The organism is Pseudomonas syringae, assembly GCF_002157375.1.
In the GTDB taxonomy this organism is placed as follows: domain Bacteria; phylum Pseudomonadota; class Gammaproteobacteria; order Pseudomonadales; family Pseudomonadaceae; genus Aquipseudomonas; species Aquipseudomonas syringae_T.
On the sequence record NZ_MTSA01000015.1, the window covers coordinates 1 to 21,187 of the forward strand.

Consider the following 21,187-nt stretch of genomic DNA (forward strand, 5'->3'; position numbering starts at 1 on the left):
CGTCAAGATTAAATTCCGAAAACCCTCATCGCTGACGCGTTGAGGGTTTTTGTTTAAGTAGAAGTCACCAATATTCGCTGGCACGTTACCTGATAACGGATCAGCAACAGAATTTCTTGACGACCATAGAGCATTGGAACCACCTGATCCCATCCCGAACTCAGCAGTGAAACGATGTATCGCCGATGGTAGTGTGGGGTTTCCCCATGTGAGAGTAGGTCATCGTCAAGATTAAATTCCGAAACCCCTCATCGCTTAGGCGATGAGGGGTTTTGTCGTTATGGGCTATCACTGCGTATGAAAAAGCCCGCCCAGGCTTTCGCGCTGAGCGGGCTACGGGAACGCTTCTGTCAGGCAAACAGGTTGCGCACGTTATTCATGGCACCGTCAGCAAAGCCCTGAAGAAACGCTTCAAAAGCAGCGCCTTCAGGACCTCCCTGAACGGGATCGGCAATGATCGTCCAGCTGGCAACACACGCCTTGTCACCTGTAGCTTCAACGGTCATCGCCGCCCATAGGTTGCTGACCGGCAAACTGGTGTGGATCAACGACCAGGTCATGCACAGCGATTGATCATCGCGGGAATTCAACTGCTCGATGGCCACATTACCGTCCTTGAACAGCTTCTTGCGAACCGAGCCAGCGCCCGTGCCTGTGACCTCGGTACTTTCCAGCGCAGTAATGAAAGCCTGAAATCCGCCAAAGTCACCTACAACGGCCCATACGCTATGGGCATCGCCGGGGACTTCCACTGCTGACACTACACGGCATATTTCCGGGTTCTTGATCAGGGTGTCTGGTTTCAGATGGTTGTGAATTGTATGCATGTCTTTCTCCATTTACGTCAGTGGGGGTTATTGTTCAGATGAAGTCGGTTTCTTTCAGGTAATCGCAGCCTTTGCGCAACAGCGCCGGAGTTTTCTGCGGATAGTGCTCGCCCATGAGACGTATGCCGTTCAGCGCGTTCTGGTACTCGATCATCGAAATATCGCCGATGTCCTCTTCGAAACCGTCGAGGTAGAAACCCAGCACGCCAAACAACGCGTTCTGGCTGTCGACCCGGCTGAGCTGGGCCTGCCATTGCGCTACGCTGACCAGTTCGAACGGGCACCCGGCGTCGCGGAAGGCTTCCACGTAGCAGGTCCAGCTCAAGGGCTCGGGGTTATGCAGATTGAAGACCGCGCGGCCACGCTCATGACGACTGGCATGAAAGCCGATGAATCGCGCCAGGAAGTCCACCGGCATCAGATCGAAGTTGATGTCGAACGCCGGAACCTGGCCCAGCTGCAAAGAGCCCTTGAGCATCAGCATCAGGCGATTTTTCTGTGGCTGGCACACGCCGGTGATGCTGTTGAAGGCGATGTTGCCGGGCCGGTAGATGTTTACCCATGCGCCCTGATCGCGGGCTTGTTGCAAGACACGTTCAGCCACCCATTTCGAAAGGTTGTAGCCGTTCTTGATGTAAATGGGCGGGGTATCGGCGGCAGGCTGCTCAAGCACGTTACCTGCCGCGTCGATGGCGCTTGAGGCGGACACTGTCGAGACGAAATTGAAGATTTTCTTGCTGCGCCCTTCACACAGCTTCAGGCATTCGAAGATGGGAGCGACGTTGTCTTTGGCCAGCGCCTCATAGTCCTGAACGTGGTTCACGTTGGCCGCGTTATGCACCAGCGCACCGAACTCACGGTCCAGTCGCTCATACACGTCCTCACTCAGGCCCAGCCCGGGCCGGGTGACATCCGCTGCATAAACGCGCACCCGACTCAGGTCCAGATGATCCAGGCGGTTCTCCCGTAATGCATGCTCAAAACGCTGCCGTGCGCTTTGCCCCGGAGACTCTCGGACCAGGCAGGCAATTTCGGTCGCCCCCCAATTCAGTAACGCCTCAACGATATGCACACCCAGAAAACCGTTAGCGCCGGTGACGATCACCTTATGAACATCACCCAGTCTGCTGACAGGAAGCGTCGACAGAGTGATGCCCTGATTCGCGTCCATCAGGGCTTGGGGGCTGACCGTGAAGGTTGAAGCACCATCGCTGTTGATCAGGTTGGCCAGGGTCAGCACCGTGGGCGCTTCGATAAAACGGTTGATCGGGATGCTGCGCCCGAACCGCTCGCGAATCCCCAGCAACAAGCGCGAGAGCAAAATCGAATGGCCGCCCAGGTTGAAAAAGCTTTCGTCAGTCGAGATATCTCTCGGTGGCAACTCCAACAGCTCGGCCCACAGTTCCAGTAGCGCCTGCTCCTGCTCGTTTGCGGGCAAGCGTCGGGTGTGCTGCTCGGTAAAGCTCAGCGGTATTTCCAGCAACGCCTTGCGATCTACTTTACCGTTGCTGGCAAACGGCATGCCGGGCAATACGGTGTACACGGCGGGGTGCATGTAGTCCGGCAGAAGGCGTTGCACGTGTGACCTCAGCGCCTGTTCATCATGCTCTGCGTGAGGTTGAGCGAGAAACGCCAGAACCCGACGTTGTCCGTCGATCACGACCGCGACTTGCCGGTACAACTGACTGGCCCGCAGGCAATGCTCGATCTCTTCAGGTTCGACCCGAAAGCCGCGGATCTTCACCTGATTGTCACGGCGGCCGATCAGGACGATTCCTTCGGCTGTCCACTTGGCGATATCGCCGGTACGGTAGGCACGCATCTGCTGCCCGTCCGCCGCCGTCAGCCACACATAGCGCTCGGCGGTCAGCTCTGGATTGTTCACATAGCCCAGGCACACGCCGGGGCCTACGATGTACAACTCCCCCGGAGTCTGCTCGGCGACCGGCTGCAAGTGCTCGTCCAGTATCCACACCTGGCTGTTGGCAATCGGTTTCCCCAGATGGCGGTTACTGCGGGATGGCTGGAACTCGCACGCCGTAACCAGAACGGTGGCCTCGGTCGGGCCATACAGGTTATGGAAGTGGCACTGCCCGCCAAGTTGCTCGATCACGAGTGGTTCACAGACGTCTCCGCCGGTCACGACATGCTCAAGCCCCAACGGCTGATCCAGCGGCAGAATGCTCAACAGCGCAGGCGGCAGAAACGCATGTGTGATGCCTCGCTGCAGAAACGCGACCAATTGCAACGGATCACGACGCTGGTCTTCATCCGGCACTACCAGCTCGGCGCCACTGAGCCATGTAGGGAAAATGTCGATAACCGACGAATCAAAACTCAGCGTCGAAAATTGCAGCACCCGGCTGTGTTCGTTCAGGCTCACATACTCGGCGTACCAGGCTGTGAAATGGCTGAGGTTGCGCTGGCTGAGCAACACACCTTTCGGCTGCCCGGTGGTGCCTGACGTGTACAGCGCCATGCAGGGAGCGTCCGGACCAGGTTGGACGCTCCTGACAGGTAAGGCCCCATCGACCGGGTTGACTGCGCTGATGTTCAGCGCAGGGAACTCGGCAGCCGCCAAGGGGTGCGAACCATCGTGCAACAGCAGCAGCGCACCCGAGTTTTCCAGGATGTATTGCTGGCGTTGCAGAGGTTGGCCAGGATCAAGCGGAAGATAGACTGCACCGCAGCCGAGAATTGCCAGAATGCCTGCATACAGCTCAGCCGACTTGGGCAGACAAATGCCGATCACCGGAGGCGTATCAACAATGGCACGTGCCAGTACGGGCAGCAAAAGACGCTGAATAGCGACGCTACGCGCCTGCAGCGCTCGATAGCTGAACGTCTGGTTCTGAATCGACAATGCAGGGCGCTCGGCAAACTTCAGCAGTGCCTGTTCCAGTCGTGCGGTGACCGGTGTTTCGGCAGTCCTCAGCAGGTGGGGTTGCGCTGTCTGGTTCAGGCGATGTTCAAACAGCAACTGATCCAGCGCCTGCAAGCCATCCTGCCGTTCGCACGGGTCAGGTTTCACGGCAGGCAGGCTGTTGAAATAGCCGTCGTCCCTTGAAAACCGGCTTACCTGCAACGCCGCCAGGTCCACCATTCTCGCCACCGCCTCATCGCGCAGCATGCGCCCGTTGCCGGAGGTCTCGATCGGCAAATACTCGCAGGCAATCAAGCGTCCAGCGTGAGCCGCGCCCTGCCAACACAACAGCTCCAGTTGAGGCAGCCCTGTGTCCTGAGGCGCGCTGAAGCCGACGCTCAGGCTCAGGTGAACATGATCGCCACCGCTCGCCAGCGCCTCGCCCGGTTGCAGGCTGCCATCGTCGATCACCATCGAAGCATCAGGCATCGACAAGGCATGCAGCGCGTGTTGATCAGACAGGTGACGCACGTCATGACCATGATCCTGCAACTCGGTATTCAGTGCGCTCAGGGTCGAGCTGTGACCGATGAGTACGATCGCCAGGCGCTTCATTGCAGTGTGCCCTGAGCAGGCAGATAGTCCGCCAGCGCGCGTTGCACGCAAGGGTCTTCCAGCATCGAACTGTTCTTGAAGAAGCGCACGATATTGCCGATCAGCGGATGATGGCGATTGACGGGAAAGTCCATCGCCCTGGTTTCAGCCTTGAGCGCCTGCTTCACCGACTCAGGCACCTCCAGGTGGTCAATCAAGGTGAAATCAAAGCCGCTCTGGATGTCATTGGTTAAATATTGAGCGATGAACACGGGCATGATGCGGGCGATGCACTCACGGTCCTGTTCGGCTGCGGTGTGCCAATAGATCCGCACCAGTCGTGCCCAGAACCCCGAATGCCGTCCCTCGTCCAGCAAGTGGTCTGCCATCAGCCCCTTGACCGACTGCTTGATGGAGTCATCCTTGGCGAAAGCGGCTACATCGTTGGTGACGGTGTTTTCAGCAATGGCGACGCAGATCAGTTCCACGGCACTGCGCAAATGCACGGGTGCCAGAGCGAGGGCGGCGGGTATGGCACGGCTGAGCTCGATCTCCTCAGGCAACTGAATGGGCTGGATGCCGGTCAGGGCGATGGTCTGTTGCATGAAGTCCATCGCCACCAGCGCGTGATAATCCTCGTCGACCACCACGGTCATCGCGTCATAGCGGCAGGCAAACGGAAAGCGGATCGTGAAGTTGTCCTTGGCAATGCTGCGCGCTGTTTTGTCGACGATCTCGGTTTCAAAGATCACCACATCGTTGATGAACTTGTAGAGGCTCTGCACCAGCGCATAATCACGCAAGTGTGCGCACTCCCGGGTGAACGTGTCGCTAAGCACCAACGGCTGGCGGCTGAGGGGGTAGATCAGTTTTTCATCGTTCTCGACAATCCTGCGTGGGCGAGTACGAATGGTGGCGCGGCCTTCCCACGCATCGATGAACGACGTGTAGTCTTCTGCTTTCATGATGGCTTCCTTGTAGGGGTCAGAGTGTTGCGACCGAGTCCTGCACGCTGGCCTGCGCCAGCGGTGCGCGCATGCTGATGCGCAGCGTGTCCCACAGCCGGACCCTGCTTTCCACGGCCGCGATGGCCGCCTGATACACCTCTCGCTCACGCTGCGCGTCGCCAGCGACCAGGCGATCGAGCAAGTGTTCTGCTGCGGGGCCGTGGTCTTCGGAGTCCACTTCGATGTGGCGCTCCAGGTAGTAGCGAAAGGTCGGCGCCTGGTTAACGGTGATGCCCCAGTCATCAAGGATGCTTTGGAACATCAACGGGATAACGCTCTCGCGACCATGCAGAAATGCTGCGGCGACGCTGTGTGCGGGTGCATGGAGGGCTGTTTCGAGTGTGTGTGTCACGAAGGCCGTTGCCGCCTGACCTGCATTGACCTGCTGCAGCGCTATCGAGTAATGCACGCCTTGTCTTTGCAGTTCGATAAAGCGCTCGATCTGTGTGGTGCTCGCGCCGATTTCGCGCATGGCGTCCAGGTACAGCTCGAAGTGGCTGTAGTGGCCTTGTCCCAACTTGTCGTCGGATTCCTCCCCCAGCACAATCTCATTGATCAGGCGGGCGGCAGAGGCGTCCGTCGGTGGCAGCCAGGGCAGTTGGGTGCAGGTCAGTTCCTGCTGCAGACGCTTGGTCAACGACATGAAATCCCAGACCGCAAATACATGGGTTTCCATAAAGCGCCTCAGCACAGGCAATGCAGTAATTTCTGCAAAGATAGGGTGGCGGCTCAGTTCAACTTTCTGATGGGCAAGTCGTGTTTTCTCACAAGGCACGGCGATATCCTTTCGGTCAGGTGGAGTATTTAAAGTTGCACGGTCTTTCAATGAGTCTTGCTGTTACAGGCCAAGAGCAAAGGCTGCCATTTACCCGTGCAACAGGCGAACGACGGCCTGCTGTTCACCGCAGGGGAGCACAGTAAGTTCACGGCTTTACGCTCATTTACAAAAGCGGCTTGATGCCACAGGCCTTGTCAGCCGGGCGCTGCAGCAACGGGTTATGTGGGCTGCGGGGAAAACTTAAAACATATTTAATAATGCGTGCAATCATTTTTTAATAATAATTAAACAGCCTGTTTTTAAGCGTGTGAGAGGCTGTATAAACAACCGGTGAGGTGGTTTATTTGGGTGCAGACAACCCTTCCGACTGATTGAGTCAGAATAATTAATAATGAGCGAATGCCTCACTCAGCGTTGTCGTTCAGCCGAATAATCAAGTTAATGGTTTTTATGGGCGGTGTTGGAAATGACTTCCAATGTCTGTGTGCCCCGTTCAGCAACTCCTTATCCATTGAGTTCAGATGAACAGAGAACTGTCCCGATCCTGCGTGGGCAGTTCAGCCGTCTCCAGGCAATACCCTCCGGGTGGGTTCCCCAGGACCACGACCGAGTTTGCCTCATTCCAGTGTCAGGCCACCCGTGATCAGGAAAATAGATATGAAAGCGCCATGCCAAGTGTCGGCAATGCGAGGAGAGGTGCAGAGGGGCGCGGACGGTCAGTCTGCAGGTGATGCTTCAAAACCTGCAGATCGACCGTTTCGCTTATTCAGGCGGGGTTTTTCTTCTGTGTGCGGGAAGGCTTCGCGTTGATAGCCTTGTTGCTGCTCAGGTACTGAGTGACCGCCTTGACGCCGCGGTTGAGGTGAAGCGTCAGTGCATCTACACACGGCTCGACGGCCTTCTGCTCGGCCAGCCGGAGCAACTCCCAGTGATCGTCCTGAGAAAGCTTGCCAAGCCCCATCGCGGAGAGGTTGAAGCGCAAAAAACGCTCCTCTTCGTTCAGGCCTTCTTCAACCAGCCGCATCAGACGCTTGTTGCGTGTCTTGGCGTACAGCGACAGGTGAAACAGCCGATTGAGCCTGCCGATCTGACCGAAGTCGGTCTCTACCTCGAGCTGTTCGATGTAGCCGGCGGCGGCGGCCAGGTCGTTGGCGTCCAGCAACGGAATGGACAGGCGCAATGCCTCGGACTCCAGCAAAATCCGCAGGGCATAAGCGTCCACAGCGTCTTCGGTGATCAACGGCGCGACCACCGCGCCCTTGTGCGTTTCGACGCGCAACAGGGATTGCGCCTCGAGTTGGCGCAATGCCTCGCGCACGGGCATTCGACTGACGCCGAACAGCGTTGCCAGCTCTTGCTGGCGCAAGGCTGTGCCGCTCGGCAAGCTGCCATCGATGATGGCGTTCCGCAGTTTTTCTTCAATCACTGTTCTGGCAAGGTGCGCCGGAGGCTGCTCATTGCCCAGTACGGAGCCCAGAAAGGCTTCTCTATCTGATTTACGCATCGGCCTACTTCTTCATCAACCTGACTGGACAGGGTCCAATTATTCGCTGGATTGCCGACAGACTAGCCAAGCCTTGCCAGCACGTCGCGAAAATAGAAGCGTCATTATGTTTTGCAGCGTGATCCGGACAGCATTTCAGGCGCCCGATGATCAATAAACGCACACTATCTTAACGCTCATCCGCCCCGAGTACCGAACGGGCGCTCGAAAGTACACCGTTTTTACCAGGTTCTGTGGCGATACAGCGCCCTGGAACGGTTATTCCAGAGCACCGTGACGCTGTCCTTCGCGGCATAAGGCCGCAGGTGAGGATCGCCTCAGCGAACCAGGCGGCCGGACACATAATGCTGAACATCATTGAAGCCTGGCGTCGAAGCATGTCCGGGCGTGACCAGCGAGTCGATGAAGGCCTCGTCATCGGCGGTGATGTTCACCTGAAGCGCTTTGGTGTAACCGTCCCACTGCTGCTCGTTTCTCGGCCCGACAATGGCTGACGTCACTGCCCTGTTGTTGAGCACCCAGGCGATGGCGAATTCGACAATGCCGACACCCTTGTCCTGCACGTACTCCTGAATCCGCTGTGCGATACGCAACGACTCCACGCGCCATTCGGTTTCCAGCAGGCGTTTGTCCTGACGGCCGGCCCGGCTTTCACTGTCCGGTGTGATATCGGGCGCGTATTTGCCACTGAGCACACCGCGTGCGAGCGGGCTGAAGGGCACTACCCCCAGGCCGTGATACGCGGCGGCGGTGATCTGCTCGACTTCAGCCTGACGGTTAACGATGTTGTACAGCGGTTGGCTGATGACCGGCTTGTCGACCCCCAGACGCTGCGCAACGTTGACGATTTCCGCGATGCGCCAGCCCCGGAAGTTCGACACGCCCCAATAGCGGATCTTTCCCTGACGGATCAGGTCGCCAATCGCCGAGACCGTCACTTCCAGCGGCGTGTCCTGATCTTCTTTGTGCAGGTAATAGATATCCAGATAGTCGGTGTCCAGTCGTCGCAGGCTGTTCTCGATGGCATTGAAGATGTGCTTGCGGTTCAGGCCTGCCCGGTTGGGCATGCCGTCTGCGGGGCCGATGGCGACTTTAGTGGCCAGAACCCAATCGCTGCGCTGCGCCGCGATGGCCTTGCCGACGATCTCTTCCGAACGACCGCCGTTGTAGACATCCGCTGTGTCGATGAAATTGATGCCCTGGTCCCGGGCCTTGTCGATGATGCGCAGCGACTCTTCGGTGGCGGTCTGCTCGCCGAACATCATCGAGCCAAGGGTCAATGTGGAAACCTTGAGGCCGGACTGGCCAAGGGTTCGATAATTCATGCTTATGATCTCCTTTTCATTCAGTCGAGCCCAGGCAACCCCCACGCCTTGAGCGGGAAGTCGGCCAGCGAATCAAGCAGCAGGTCCGCATGTTCGTATTGCTCTACCGGCATGTGCGAGTCCGGCACGGCCACGGCATACATACCGGCAGCCTTGGCGGCGGTCACGCCAAATGGTGAATCTTCAAAGACCAGGCAATCTGCCGGCTCGACGCCGAGGCGGCGGGCTGCGACCAGAAAGATGTCTGGCGCCGGCTTGGCAGCGCCGACTTCAGGGTCATCGGCAGTCACGACAGTATCGAACAGCTCGAACCAGGCGCGGTGCAGGGTCGTCTTGGCCTTGAAATAATGCACCGAGGAGCTGGTGCCCACTGCGATGGGAATATTGTAGGCGGCCAGATGCCGGACCAGTGCTTCGGCCCCCGGCATTGCCCCGGCGCGCGGGAAGCGCTCTTCAAGCATCGGCTCACGGATCTCGAGAAACTCGTCGATGGACATCGGCAGCTCAAGCGTCTTGATCACGTAATCCGAGAAGTCCCGGGCGCCGCGGCCAATGGTGTGCTGCTTGATCGACCAGTCGAAGGTTCGACCGTGACGGCTGGCAATCAGATGCGTCACTTCCGTGTAGACACCCTCGGTGTCCAGCAACAGACCATCCATATCAAAGATGACGGCCTTGATCGGGCCTCGTTCGTTGTGCTGTTCGCTCATGTGATCCCGTCCGTTTTTCGAATTCGGTTTCAGCCTAACGTTTCCATGAACACCGTGGCTACCCTGTGTTTCTGATAATCTTTCGCGGTTTTCAAGCGGTGCTGCCGGTCCCGGTACGACTTCTCCATTATCAGAACGGATATCTTCGAGTCACTATGAATAAATCAGCAGGTATAGCGATTGGCGTCATTGTCGTAGCGGGTGCTTTGGTTACGGGCGGCGCCTGGTACACGGGCAATCAACTGGAGGGTGCGCTGAACGATGCCATCAGCAATGCCAACCAGGAACTCTCCAAGTCGTTTAATGGCACGGACACCAGCGTCAAACTGGAAATGGTCTCGCTGGACAAGCACTTCTTCAGCAGCACGGCGCACTACCGCGTAGATATCCAGAACCTGTCGGATAGCACGCAGGGCGGCCAGTTCCTGTTTGTTGACCATATCGAACACGGCCCCATTCCTCTGTCTCGTCTAAAAACCCTGAACCTGCTGCCGGTCATGGCCCTGAGCAATTTCCAGATGGAAAAAAGCCCCAGCGCCGAGAAATGGTTTGCCATGAGCAAGGACGTCCCGCCGCTCAAAGGGCAGGCCAGCATCAGCTATGACCGCGCCACCCAGGGCACGCTACAGATGGCGCCGCTGGAAATGACCGACGTGGACGGGACGTTCAGGTTTTCAGGGCTCGACCTGAACGCGGAGTCGTCGGCCGATGCCGAAAAATTCAGCCTTGCCGGCAACATGGACAACCTGCAACTTAACGTCGCTTCACCTGAAGGCCCGGTCAGCATCGAAGTCAAGGGCATGACCTTCGACACCGGCGGCACCAAGGGCAAGTCCGGTTTCTATCTGGGCCATACCAACATGAAAATCCAGAATGCGGGTTTCCAGGTGGTGGGCAAGCCCCAGGTGCAGATCAAGGACTTCACCAACACCAATCTGGCGCAGGAAGATGCCGGTAATCTGGCTGCGCAGGTCAACTACGATGCCGGCATGATTTCCTATGGCGGCAAGGATGTGGGTGCCGGGCACATGGGCTTCAAGATCGCCAATTTCGATGTGGTGGCCACTCAGGCGCTGTATCAGTTGTATCAGGAAAAAATCCTGCCTCAACAGCAAGCGGCAGCACTGGAGAAGCGCCCGTTCCGGCTGGAACTGAACGCTGCCGATCAAGAGCTGATGAACACCCAGATGAAAAAGCTGCTGACAGCCAAGCCGCACATCGAACTGGAAAAACTCTCGCTCAAGACCAGCAACGGCGAAAGCCACATGCGTATCGCGGTGGACCTGGCCGATCCCGGTCCGCTTGATCAGCCTTCCGATGCGCTGCTCTTGAAAACCCTGGGCGAAGTCAACGCCAAGGTGGTCTTGTCCAAGCCGATGATTCGCGACCTAGCGACTCAGCAGGCCATCCGCGAAGGCCAGACCGACCTCAAGGTCATCGCAGAACAGGCCAAGGCTGCCAGCGACATGGCGAGTGTCATGGCCGAGATGATGCAACTGGCCAAGGTCGACGGCGACAACATTGTCTCCGACCTGCGATACGCCAATCAGATGGTCGACTTCAATGGCCAGAAAATGACCGTGCAGCAATTCATGAGCATCATCATGGCGAAGGTCGGCGGACTTAGTAACCAGTAAGTGGCAGCATGAGCGTCAGGACGGCCGAGTGTCGCCCTGACGCGGGCTGGCGCTACCGAGTCAGTCCTCGCTCACTATCGATGTCCGTTTGACCATGACCCGCGCTTCGCTCGACGGTCTCAGGACATATGCAGCATCAGTGCCCTGATCACACCCAGCGTCTGGCGGTGTACCGAATCGTAATGGTCATTGTGGCAATAACGGCGCACTGACAGGGTGATGGAGTCTGCGGTCGCTGCAGAGAGATGCACATCGACCGGAGGGTTGGCCAGCACGTTGGGAAGGCAGCCGACCTGATGCCTGAGGCGCGGGATGATCGTCTGTTCGTCTGCGGTGCCGGGTAACGTCGCGGTCAGCTCCACGCTGCGAAAATCGTTGCTGGAATAATTGATGATCGTGTCGGCGAAAATCTTGTTGTTGCCCACCAGGTTCAGCACGTTGTCCGTGGTATTGATGGACGTCACAAACAGGCCTATTTCCACTACCGTCCCTGTCACGTCGGCTGCCGAGATGACATCGCCGACCTTGAAGGGTCTTAACACGATGATAAAACCGCCCGCCGCCAGATTGGCCAGCAATCCCGACCACGCCATGCCGATCGCCAGCGCTACTGCTGCCAGCAACGCTGCGAAGCTGGTGGTCTCGATGCCGCAGTAACTCAGAATGGCGATGACCAGAATGATATTCAGCGTCACCGTGATAAACGAGCCCACATAGCGCAGCACCGTCGGATCGAACCGCTGCCGCGTCAGCGAGCGTTGCGCCATCCTGACCAGAACCCCGATCAGCCAGCGTCCGACAATCCACAACAGTGCAGCGATCACCAACCTCAGAACAATGGTCGCTCCGTACTGCAGAACGACATTGAACAACGAATTGATTCGGTCAGTACCGACATTGATAACATTCAGCGCATCCATGAACGCAACTCCTGAACGCAGGCATCGCCCGGCAGATGGCCTGCCAGGCGGAGCCTTACTGTGGGCAGAAACGGGGTACGGCCTCTACTGGCAGTTTTGACTGGAGGCAAAAGGCTTTCAGCCCTGACGCTGTTCGTTACAGCGGGGTTTTGGGGCACAACTGAACGGGAAAATGTGAGGGCGACTGCAGACAAAGTCCCTCGGTATTAAGCCCGTCGAGAAATCGCTACACTCGGCACCTCACACGGACGATCCAAGGACCTGCAATGCCGCTCCCTTCTGCCACCCTGCGGCGCACGCTGGTGATCTGGTTGTATGCCGTCGCATTAGCGCATGTGCTGGGCAGTATCGTATTCACTTGGGCCGGTTTTTCCGGCTTGCTTGACGGCTACCTGACCACGCTTGAACAGGCGTTCTGGACCGAGGCTGCTCCCGCTGCGGCTCGCGCACAGCAGGTTTGGTGGATGGCGTTGTTCGGCGCCACGCTGCAAACGTATTCCGTGTACATGCTGGCGCTCGTGCATTTGGGCAATCGCCTGAAAAGCGCAATGCCGTGGGGTTGGCTGATTGCGGGCCTGTTGCTCTGGGCACCCCAGGACATACTGATTTCCGTCCGCGGTGGTGTCTGGTCGCATGTGTGGCTTGATCTGGCAGCGCTGCTGGCATTGTTGCCGCCGCTGTTCTGGCTGTATCGCCATGACCGTCGCGTCTTGGCCAGCGCTGTGCTGAGGGAATCCCGCGATGTCTGATCGGCCGATTCTGTACCTGCTGGCGGGCAACGGCAGCAGCGCCGAGTGGTGGGACGACGCGCTGCCTCACTTTCAGCGCTATCAGGTTGTACCGCTGGAGTTGCCCGGCTTCGGCAGCAACCCGTTACCACCCTGCGACGACATTGCAGCCTACGCCGATGCGCTGCTGGCCGCGACGGTGAGAGGCAGTGCGATCATGGCGGTGGGCGTCAACGCCTTGCTGGTCATGCACGCGCTGCAACGTCAGCCGGGGCATTTCTGCAGAAGCGTGTTGCTGGCGCCTGTGGGTGCTTTCCTCTGGCAACGCCGTTTACCTGCGCTGATGTCGCCGCTACCGATCCGCCAAACCATCCACTGGCTGCTGGCCAACAAACCCAAGCTGTTTGCGCACAAATTTTCCAGGCATGCCTGGCCCGCCTCGCACTATCAGCGTATGGGCGCCGGTTACGCTCGCTGCCGCGCCTTCGTGCCGTATTGGGATATGTTGCGTGCCGATACCGCGCTCCCTTTACTGGAGTGGGTGCAGGACCCTATCGAGCTGGTCTGGGGCGATCAGGACAAGGTGTTGGGCATCGATCAGGCCGCCGCATGGTCTGCCATTCTGGCCCGTGCCGATCTGACCATCAGACTCAAGCCGGGCTGGGGGCATTACCCGTGGATCGACTCGCCGGCCGAATTCGCCCAATGGCTGGAATCCGGTGAGCGCGGCTTTGTTGCACACACCAAAGGCGGGCGCTTGCGTCTGGCGGCCATTGCTGGCCAACCGGTACCCGCGGCCTTGTCTCTTGAGCAGGGACGCGACTCGGCGCTGCCGGCGTTTCTCGACCGTCAGCCCGACGCCATCTGGGCGGTACGCTCGTCCAGTTTCGGCGAGGATCAGGCCGATGCGGCCAATGCCGGGCTCAGCACCACCTTCCTTCGCGAACCGGGCCGCAACGTGCCCGCGCGTATTGCAGAACTGCACAGCGCGGGCGTCGAAGAGGTCGTGGTGCAGCGCTTCATTGAACCGGTGCTTTCCGGCATTGCTTTTGTGCGTCACCTGTCGATAGAACTGGAGTGGGTCGAAGGGCATCTGGAGTCGCTGGCCGACGGTCAGGCGAGCCCCGAGCGAGCGATCATTTCCCGTCTCGGCGAATCCTGGAGCAGCGGCAGTTTCAAACCCTCCCACGGGTTGGCTCAAGCGATGCTCTGGGACTTTCTACAAGGCGTTCTGCGAGTCTTCCACTACGTGCCGGGTGACGTCGAATGGGCTTGGGACGGCAGCCAGCTGTGGTTGCTGCAATACCGACCCATCAGCGACTACGGCTGGCGTCGTCACCTGACCGCCGCCAATATCGCCGAGATCCTGCCGCCACAGCCCAGCCGCTTTGTGGAATACGCCCAGCGACGTGCAGCGAGCAGTATCCCCGCGATCATGGCGCGCTGGGACGCGCGCATCTTGCAGGACAACGAGCCCTTCACCGCTCTGTTTGGGGCGGCGTCCTATATCAACAACGACCTGTTTCTCGCACGCCTGGCTGATTGGGGTATTGCATCCAGCAGCTACGCTGGTGAAGTCGGCGGCGCGACCCCGCATCTGCCTTGGCGACCGTTGCGCCTGTTGCGCTCACTGCCTTTGTTCCTGCGCATGCAGCGCATTGCCCGCGGACATCTGCTGACTCTGGAACAGCAACTGCACCGTTTCGACCGTGAACTGCATGCGCTGACGACGCAAGGCGCAGATGGCCAACAACTCGCCGACTGGTTCACCCGTTTCTACGTTTTCGTGGTGCAGGGCAACCTGTGCATCGCCACCTCGCTGGCCAGCAGCGGCGGTGGCTTGCTGGGGCGTCCGCCCACCGCTTACGACGACCTTGAACACTGCCCGCACAGGCTGCCCTGGGAAACCGACCCCGCCACGCCACGCCCGGCACAGACCGACCTGCCGCTACAGGCATTTCCGGGCTGGTCGGGTTTCATTCTCTTCGCGCACCGCGCAGGTCTGCCGGGCATGCGCGGTTACTACCTGCAAGTGCGGGAGTGGTACCGCGACAACCTGATGCGTGTGTTCTTCCGCCTGCACCACGCCATGCCGGTTGCTGATCGAGCGCACTGGTTCGCGCCGCATCCGCATATTCGCAGCCGAGACGGCAGCTTCTGGCAGGACGGTCGTGAAGGCACCGAACAGGCCTCCGGCTTCATGATTTATCCCGGGCAGGTCCAAGGCATTCTGGGCGACGACATCTTGCTCGAAGACACACTCGACCCCGGACGCCACGCGCACTACCAGAACGCCCGCGCCGTGATCGCGCGCATGGGTGGGCGTCTCTCACACGGCTCTACATTACTGCGTGAACTGCGCAAGCCATCGGCGGTGCTGCCAAATGTTGATGTGACGTGGGTGGGAAGGGAAGTGCGGTACGTGGATGGAGTGCTGAGGCTGGTTGAGGGGAATGATAAAGCCTGAAGGTGACTTATCCACAGCGAACCCGCACGCTCATCGAGAAGTGCGGGTGTCGGGCCGGTTATCGGCAGGTCAGAGACGCATGCCTTTGAACGGGTTCCAGCCTTGCTCGCCTTTTACTTCCTTGAGGTAGTAGGAGTAGTTGGCCGTCAGGGAGTACATCATGGAAAACACGACGTTCAAGCCTGTCCCCAATGCTTTTGGAACCTCCATTCCGAAAATTCCGAAAAGCAGGGCCAGGACGATGTTGATCGCGATGATGATGCCGATCAGCGCCAGGTTTTTCTTCCACAGCCCCAGCACGAAGAAATAAATCGGGCCGAAGAAAAACGCGATGATGTTGGCGCAGACGAGCAACTTCTTCTTGAAGTCAGGCAGCGCGTTGACCGCAGGCTTGAAGCGCGGATCGTTCGGCGCACCGTAAGTCTCGAAAAAGTTGAAACGTTCCTGCCACTTCGCACTGTACTTGCCAGTGCTTTGAGTCTGATCTGCTGCGCTCATGGGTCTACTCCTCTTGTTCCGTTGGGATGACGTTTTCTTCCGGGAAATCCTGTGTTTCTGCCGTTCTTGTTTTTAGCGCTACGCGGGCGATTGTATGAGCTTTGCAGGCGCCTTACTACGTTGATGGTGAGCCTGAAAAACCAAGGTATAGCGAAAGGCTTACACGCGTTGGCGGAAGTCGGCTATTTCCGGGTGAACGCGAGACCCGTAGCATTGGATCCATCAACTGGTGAACAGGAGTTCGCCAGGATCAAGGATGATCGACCATTGCCTCGGAGGCAGCCGACAGGGAGTTGGGATGGTCTTGGAAAAACCCGCTTCGGCGGGTTTTTTGTTGGGCGCAAGAAAGTCATGACTGAACACGGTCATTTGCGCAGCGCGTTTCGCTTGCGCAGGTTTTCACGATGCTTCTCGAGGTTCTTGCGGCGCTGCATTTCCTGACGGATCTCCTTGCGCTCGGCTCGAATAATCCGCCACTGCATGCGCAACTCCCGGCCGCGCTTGCTGTTGAGCGACAAAAGGCCCAGCAGCGGGAACAGCAGCCCCAGCACATAGAACATCAACTCGAAGCGCCGCCAATGCGCAGGGGCAGTGGGCAACACGGCTAAAAAACAGCCCGCCAGAATGGCCGCCAATATCCACATTCCGCAGGGGTGCCCCCGACTCATCATGATGCCTCCGAAACTCAACACCAGCGTGGCCCCCATCATGAGCATCATCGACTGGCCCGCTCGCTCCAGATCATTCGGAAAGTACGCATCGGCCACAGTGCCAGCGGTGATGGCGAGGGAAAATATGCCCATGAAGATCGGGGCCAGAAAGGACCCCTGATAACGCGCACGGAAAGCGGCGACCGTGCTGCGATGCATCGCCATAGGCTCCAGATAAGCCGGCTTGCTGAGAGAGGGTTTACCCAATTTCTTCTTCCTTGGTGGGGTCGGGGTGGTGAGTTGTCTTTTTGGCACATGGGCTCACGACCTGATTTCATTTGCTGAGCGATATGAACCCTTTTAAAAATCTACTCAGCCACCAGCGACTGCGTGCTTCGCGGATCTGGTCAATGTACTCAAAGGTGTAAGAACGGTTGTGTTTCCTTTCCATTGCCAGCACTTTTTTCAGCATTCGAATAAAATTCCGGAACGCATAAAGAAGTTAAAGATTTATCAAGGCCAGCGCAATAATCGCCAATACAATTTGCTCTACATGCCACCCAATCATCGAGGCGGCGCCTACGGCAGTAAAACATCCACCTATTATATTGATAATCCTGTTACTGCTGTGATGGCTCTCCATGCAAATCCTGTTCTCCCGGATCTCGAAAATGGTTGTTCCCGGTCGAGGTTTTGTGAAGTAAATAAACAAAAACTCAACGAGCATCAGCAGGACAGGAATCATCGCCAGCGACGTGGCGTCGCGGGTTGACTTGCCGTAGTCAGATATGGCCACAAGGTAAATGAGGCTTGTATCAATAAGTTGAAACAAGAAAAGCAAGCAGGCCACGCAATGGGCGCCGAAAGCTGTGAAACGTTCGTTCAGATAGATCAAATACATTGTGCGAATGAATAGCGCGAAGAGGCCCAGGCCGACCAGCCAAAAGAGGTCAGACTTTAAAGTTAGCAAGACGGCCCATAAAGAAATAAGAAAGAACGGGAGGTAAAGTGCTTTTCTCATCGTATCCGGGTAGGAGGCAATCATAGGGATTACTCAGGAGCTTAAGGCAAAAGGTCGTGGTACGCGCCGTGGTAGGCAAGGGCAATGGCGTTGGCCGAAGACGTTGGTTTCGAAGTTTAACCCTTCAACAGATTTTTTTATCTCATGACATTGTGGGTGTCGTCCAGCTGAACCCCTCCGGCTGTTGTTGCGTGCCAGCAACTGACCATTGTCTTCGTATTCGTACTGGGTTTCGCCGCGCTAGGTGATGGTCTGACCTTTGCCGTCGGTGTGCGTCAGCACCTGACCCAGTTCGTTGTAGGTAAAGCTTTCGTGGGAGCCGTCCGGGTGGTTGATGCGCAGCACTTCGCCATCGGGTTTGCGTTCCAGCGTGGTGGTGTTGTTCAGGGCATCGGTCACGGCGACCAGATGATGGCGTTCGTCATAGCGGAAATAGGTACTTTTGCCCGAGCAGTCCTGAAAGCGCTGGACCTGAGCCAGGGTGTTCCACCAAAGGTATTTGGACTTGAGCGTCGGGTCGACGATGGTGTGCGGCAGGCCGTCCTCACCGTTGAGGTATTCGGTCTTGTGTCCCAGTGCGTCGATTTCAGCGACGAGGCTGTGATCAGCTAATTTTTATTCAGGACGATGAATAAAATGCAGCAAATGGCTGAGCCAATGTTGGCAGCCATTTGCGTGGTTTATTATTAAAGAGCCAAAAAATATAATGAGACGCTGACTTACTAAAGCCTGGTTGTTGCTCGCTTGGAGGTCTCAACCAAGAATCATTAGCATCCTCGGTTGAGATTGCGAAGTCTTGCTATAGGCCTTTATGAGGCTGAATAAGTGCAAAAAAGCCTGATTTTTTTAGCTAGGTTAGTCATTGAGTATCCTTGTTGTTAATCTCCTGACTCTTCACGATCTAATAAATAGGAGAAGAAACTTGCATAGCTATCCCAAGAGTCTGGTGGCGTACTGAATTTTTTTGTGTTTATATTTTCAGCATCAATCGCATCAATCGCATCACACCAGATCACGGCGGGGACACTTGAAACGTCTAGTACTATAATGCTTTCAGCTGGCTCAGCCAAAACTATGTAATTATCGGTTAGGTTTATCGATTTTCTAAGGCGGAGTGTCTCGTCAACTATATTTAACGGATTTGTTTCACTTGAAATCGCATGATGACTGATACATCCGAGAAGGCCACCGTTGTAAAACATTGCAATTTGTTTAAAGTCGAGAGGAAGTTTAATGGCCAGCTCTTTCTCTATGGACTCTAAAGCTTCTTTCGAACCGCTATCAAGGTCATAATATGCTTTGTATTTTTCTTTCAAGTTTTCTATATTGGACATATTCTTTATCCCTGGTTATTTACACGCCATTTCCAATACTCTCGAGTATCAACATTAAACTCTAGTTTCTTTTGAAAGTTGACCAGTTTTGTCAGCTGTCAGGCTAGTAATTTCTTTGGCAGTGCCACTCCCGTCTGAATTCTTAATCACAAAATCTACCCGCCGCGCCTGTTAGGGGGGCTTTGGCAATTTTCCCATCGGCATTGCGAAGATATCGTTCGCTTAAGACATTTTCCTTGCCGTATCTTTTTCCATACAAATCTTTAGCTCTAGCCTCTCTCGCCATCCCTGCAACCTTATTAGGAATGCAGTTCCAACCCCACGGATCAATCCAACCGATAGGACTGGGCGAATACTGATAAAGATTAAACCCACCCAACAACCCAATCGGATCCTGCGTAATAAACCTTCCAATCTCCGGGTCATAATACCTAAACGTGTTGTAGTGCAGCCCTGTCTCGATATCGAAATACTGCCCCTGAAACCGCAGGTTCTGTTCGACCTCGTTCACCACCAGCTTTTCAATCGCGTCCCACGCCCGGTACTTCGCCTGCCAGACGATCTGCCCTTCGGCATCGGTCATTTCCAGCGGTGTGCCGATCTGGTCGGTGTGGAAGTAGTAAACCTTGTTCTCTAGCTCGCCTTCTTTCTCATCCACACGGGCCAGCGGCGCGTAGCTGCCGGGTTCGTAGAGGTACAGGCTGCTCTGGCCCGGGCTTTCTTCGCGCAGCATGCGCAGGTCTTGCCAGAGGAAGCGTTTGTGGTCGGTCTGGCCTTTGATCTCGGACTGTTTAGCTATTCGACGGCCAAGACTGTCGTACTGGTAACTGCTGGTGCTCTCGATCTGGCTGTTGGCCATGGTCTCGGTTTTGACCAGGCGGTTATCGTAGTCGTAGGTGAAGGTCTGCCAGCGCACGATGCCGATCGTTTTCTCTATCAGGTTGCCCCAGGCGTCGTTATTTGTATTTAGACTTGGCCGTTTTGCTGTTGCTCAAACTCTAACGTAGGACGAAACTTGCTTCTGCCATATTGACGCGTCTTGACCATGCTTTCACTCTGTGTAATATTAATTCTTCTAGACCAATGGGTGTTGACTTTGGCCTATATAATAGTGATTGATAAGTGAGCATGTCGTTACGCACAAAAAATTAGTTATCAGACTGCCTATCGAACTCCTCATCTACAGCATCTAACATACTATTTACAAAGTCTGCAGTAACGGCTCGCTTGTCAAGATGCTTATTTCCCGCATATTTCTCGCCGCAAGGGATTTCGTAAAAATCTGCTGATATTTTTTCATCAGAGATGATTTTTAATACTCCACGTATGGTTTTTAATCTTTCTTGAAGGTCTCCTTCGAACACCTCAATTTCTAGTATAGGGTTGCCTTCATGGCAAAGAGTTTTAAGTGTCTGCAAAGGCTGATTTAAAGCTCTATGCAACTGAATGAGCACAGCGGGCTTCATTTTTTTTTCGTCAATAACTATAGCTATTACAGACATTAAAATTCCTCTGGATAATCAAAGTTCAATGGCTTGCCGAATGAGTCGTTTTGCCAGTTTCCGCCATGCCATCGCTCGAAGTGTTCGGAGCGAGTTGCAGGGTAAATATTTTTAGGATCGCTTGCAAGTTGCGGGTGATCTAATGCGTTATATTTATGGTGGCCTTGTATTGGCTCTCCATTATATTTAGGCGTCTTGTTAGCTAATATATCTGCCTTTTGGTCCGAGGTCTAATTTCTAGTGCCGGGTTCTTCAAGCCTAAGCCTATCACGCTCCTCGGCCCAAAATCTAGAAACCCCTTTGGTTCTTTTATTGGTAAATCTTCTATCCCATTCAAATTATTTATATTCATCCTTGGTTAGAATTCTGCTATTTGATTTTTATTTTAATACACCGCGCTGTGCTTTAGTGACCAACGAGTATGGACCTTTTGCTTAGGGGCCGGGGTTTTCTGCTTCAGGTGCAGTGGGCCTACGTTGTACTTTGATATCACCTAAATTTTAAGCACACAAGGCAGTGCTTTTGGCGGTAAGAACGACTTACGCCGCGTCTAGGCCCATCCACCAAACCGTCAGATTCTAAATCAAAAGAGTCAGCACCAAAGAGTGGCAAGTACAGAGAATCCAGCCAGGTGAGCCATCACAACTGCTGAGCAATCTTGAGCCGCTAACAGAAGACTCTCGCGCGGCGAGTGCCGCGCGGACTGATAGTTACTTATTTTACAAATGCTCGATTCGGAGTTTCCTCCATTGTTCAGGAGAGTATCTTAGGCACTTATATCTTCACCCCCATTACTATAATCAAGGAGAAAGAATAGAGTAT

Annotated in this window: 16 protein-coding genes, 1 rRNA gene and 2 pseudogenes; 4 read left to right on the plus strand and 15 right to left on the minus strand. The window is 55.9% G+C overall.

Going from position 1 to position 21,187, the window contains the following annotated elements; translation table 11 throughout:
- The first annotated feature begins 115 nt into the window (after positions 1–115).
- Positions 116–231 (plus strand): 5S ribosomal RNA (gene rrf, locus BW686_RS18905).
- Between the two features lie 119 nt (positions 232–350).
- On the opposite strand, the gene BW686_RS18910 is transcribed toward rrf, so the two are convergent.
- The 7 genes from BW686_RS18910 to BW686_RS18940 all read right to left on the minus strand — a co-directional run bounded on the left by BW686_RS18910 (position 351) and on the right by BW686_RS18940 (position 9,608).
- Positions 351–827 carry an SRPBCC family protein gene (locus BW686_RS18910; RefSeq protein WP_084919045.1) on the minus strand — a complete coding sequence of 159 codons (477 nt, stop codon included), beginning with the start codon at positions 825–827 and terminating at the stop codon, positions 351–353.
- Between the two features lie 34 nt (positions 828–861).
- Positions 862–4,305 carry a non-ribosomal peptide synthetase gene (locus BW686_RS18915; RefSeq protein ID WP_084919046.1) on the minus strand — a complete coding sequence of 1,148 codons (3,444 nt, stop codon included), beginning with the start codon at positions 4,303–4,305 and terminating at the stop codon, positions 862–864.
- Positions 4,302–5,249, minus strand: coding sequence for a diiron oxygenase (locus BW686_RS18920; RefSeq protein WP_084919047.1), 948 nt, complete (start codon positions 5,247–5,249; stop codon positions 4,302–4,304). Before BW686_RS18920 ends, BW686_RS18915 begins: the two co-directional genes overlap by 4 nt.
- 19 nt (positions 5,250–5,268) lie before the next feature.
- The gene (locus BW686_RS18925; protein WP_084919048.1) at positions 5,269–6,066 is read right to left on the minus strand and encodes a DUF3050 domain-containing protein; all 798 of its coding nucleotides are present in this window, start codon (positions 6,064–6,066) and stop codon (positions 5,269–5,271) included.
- Between the two features lie 769 nt (positions 6,067–6,835).
- On the minus strand, positions 6,836–7,573 hold the full coding sequence (locus BW686_RS18930; protein ID WP_084919049.1) for a GntR family transcriptional regulator: 738 nt from the start codon (positions 7,571–7,573) through the stop codon (positions 6,836–6,838).
- A gap of 317 nt (positions 7,574–7,890) precedes the next feature.
- On the minus strand, positions 7,891–8,898 hold the full coding sequence (locus tag BW686_RS18935; protein ID WP_084919050.1) for an aldo/keto reductase: 1,008 nt from the start codon (positions 8,896–8,898) through the stop codon (positions 7,891–7,893).
- A 20-nt stretch (positions 8,899–8,918) separates the two neighbouring features.
- Positions 8,919–9,608 (minus strand): HAD-IA family hydrolase, encoded by a 690-nt coding sequence (locus tag BW686_RS18940; RefSeq protein WP_084919051.1) that lies wholly within the window; start codon positions 9,606–9,608, stop codon positions 8,919–8,921.
- Between the two features lie 155 nt (positions 9,609–9,763).
- On the opposite strand from BW686_RS18940, the gene BW686_RS18945 reads away from it, so the two are divergent.
- A complete protein-coding gene (locus tag BW686_RS18945; protein ID WP_084919052.1) occupies positions 9,764–11,245 on the plus strand; it encodes a YdgA family protein in 1,482 nt (493 codons plus the stop codon).
- 119 nt (positions 11,246–11,364) lie between these two features.
- On the opposite strand, the gene BW686_RS18950 is transcribed toward BW686_RS18945, so the two are convergent.
- Positions 11,365–12,165: a mechanosensitive ion channel family protein gene (locus tag BW686_RS18950; protein ID WP_084919053.1), complete on the minus strand. Its 801-nt coding sequence runs from the start codon at positions 12,163–12,165 to the stop codon at positions 11,365–11,367.
- A gap of 266 nt (positions 12,166–12,431) precedes the next feature.
- On the opposite strand from BW686_RS18950, the gene BW686_RS18955 reads away from it, so the two are divergent.
- Entirely contained in the window at positions 12,432–12,914 is a 483-nt protein-coding gene (locus BW686_RS18955) for a cell division protein (protein WP_084919054.1), read from the plus strand.
- Entirely contained in the window at positions 12,907–15,360 is a 2,454-nt protein-coding gene (locus BW686_RS18960; RefSeq protein ID WP_084919055.1) for an alpha/beta fold hydrolase, read from the plus strand. The genes BW686_RS18955 and BW686_RS18960 overlap by 8 nt, the downstream gene beginning before the upstream one ends.
- A 69-nt stretch (positions 15,361–15,429) precedes the next feature.
- Here the strand turns inward: BW686_RS18960 and BW686_RS18965 are convergent, their stop codons facing one another.
- The 7 genes and pseudogenes from BW686_RS18965 to BW686_RS19000 form a co-directional block, all read right to left on the minus strand.
- Positions 15,430–15,858: a DUF2628 domain-containing protein gene (locus tag BW686_RS18965; RefSeq protein ID WP_084919056.1), complete on the minus strand. Its 429-nt coding sequence runs from the start codon at positions 15,856–15,858 to the stop codon at positions 15,430–15,432.
- 365 nt (positions 15,859–16,223) lie between these two features.
- Positions 16,224–16,775, minus strand: coding sequence for a hypothetical protein (locus BW686_RS18970; RefSeq protein ID WP_084919057.1), 552 nt, complete (start codon positions 16,773–16,775; stop codon positions 16,224–16,226).
- A 235-nt stretch (positions 16,776–17,010) separates the two neighbouring features.
- The gene (locus BW686_RS18975) at positions 17,011–17,553 is read right to left on the minus strand and encodes a hypothetical protein (protein WP_256898900.1); all 543 of its coding nucleotides are present in this window, start codon (positions 17,551–17,553) and stop codon (positions 17,011–17,013) included.
- A 225-nt stretch (positions 17,554–17,778) separates the two neighbouring features.
- Positions 17,779–18,129, minus strand: a pseudogene (locus tag BW686_RS18980) (RHS repeat protein); the annotation flags it as partial.
- A gap of 278 nt (positions 18,130–18,407) precedes the next feature.
- Entirely contained in the window at positions 18,408–18,863 is a 456-nt protein-coding gene (locus tag BW686_RS18985; protein ID WP_084919058.1) for an SMI1/KNR4 family protein, read from the minus strand.
- Between the two features lie 315 nt (positions 18,864–19,178).
- A pseudogene (locus BW686_RS26905) lies at positions 19,179–19,818 on the minus strand (RHS repeat domain-containing protein); the annotation flags it as partial.
- A 193-nt stretch (positions 19,819–20,011) separates the two neighbouring features.
- On the minus strand, positions 20,012–20,365 hold the full coding sequence (locus BW686_RS19000; protein WP_084919059.1) for a hypothetical protein: 354 nt from the start codon (positions 20,363–20,365) through the stop codon (positions 20,012–20,014).
- Positions 20,366–21,187: the final 822 nt, after the last annotated feature.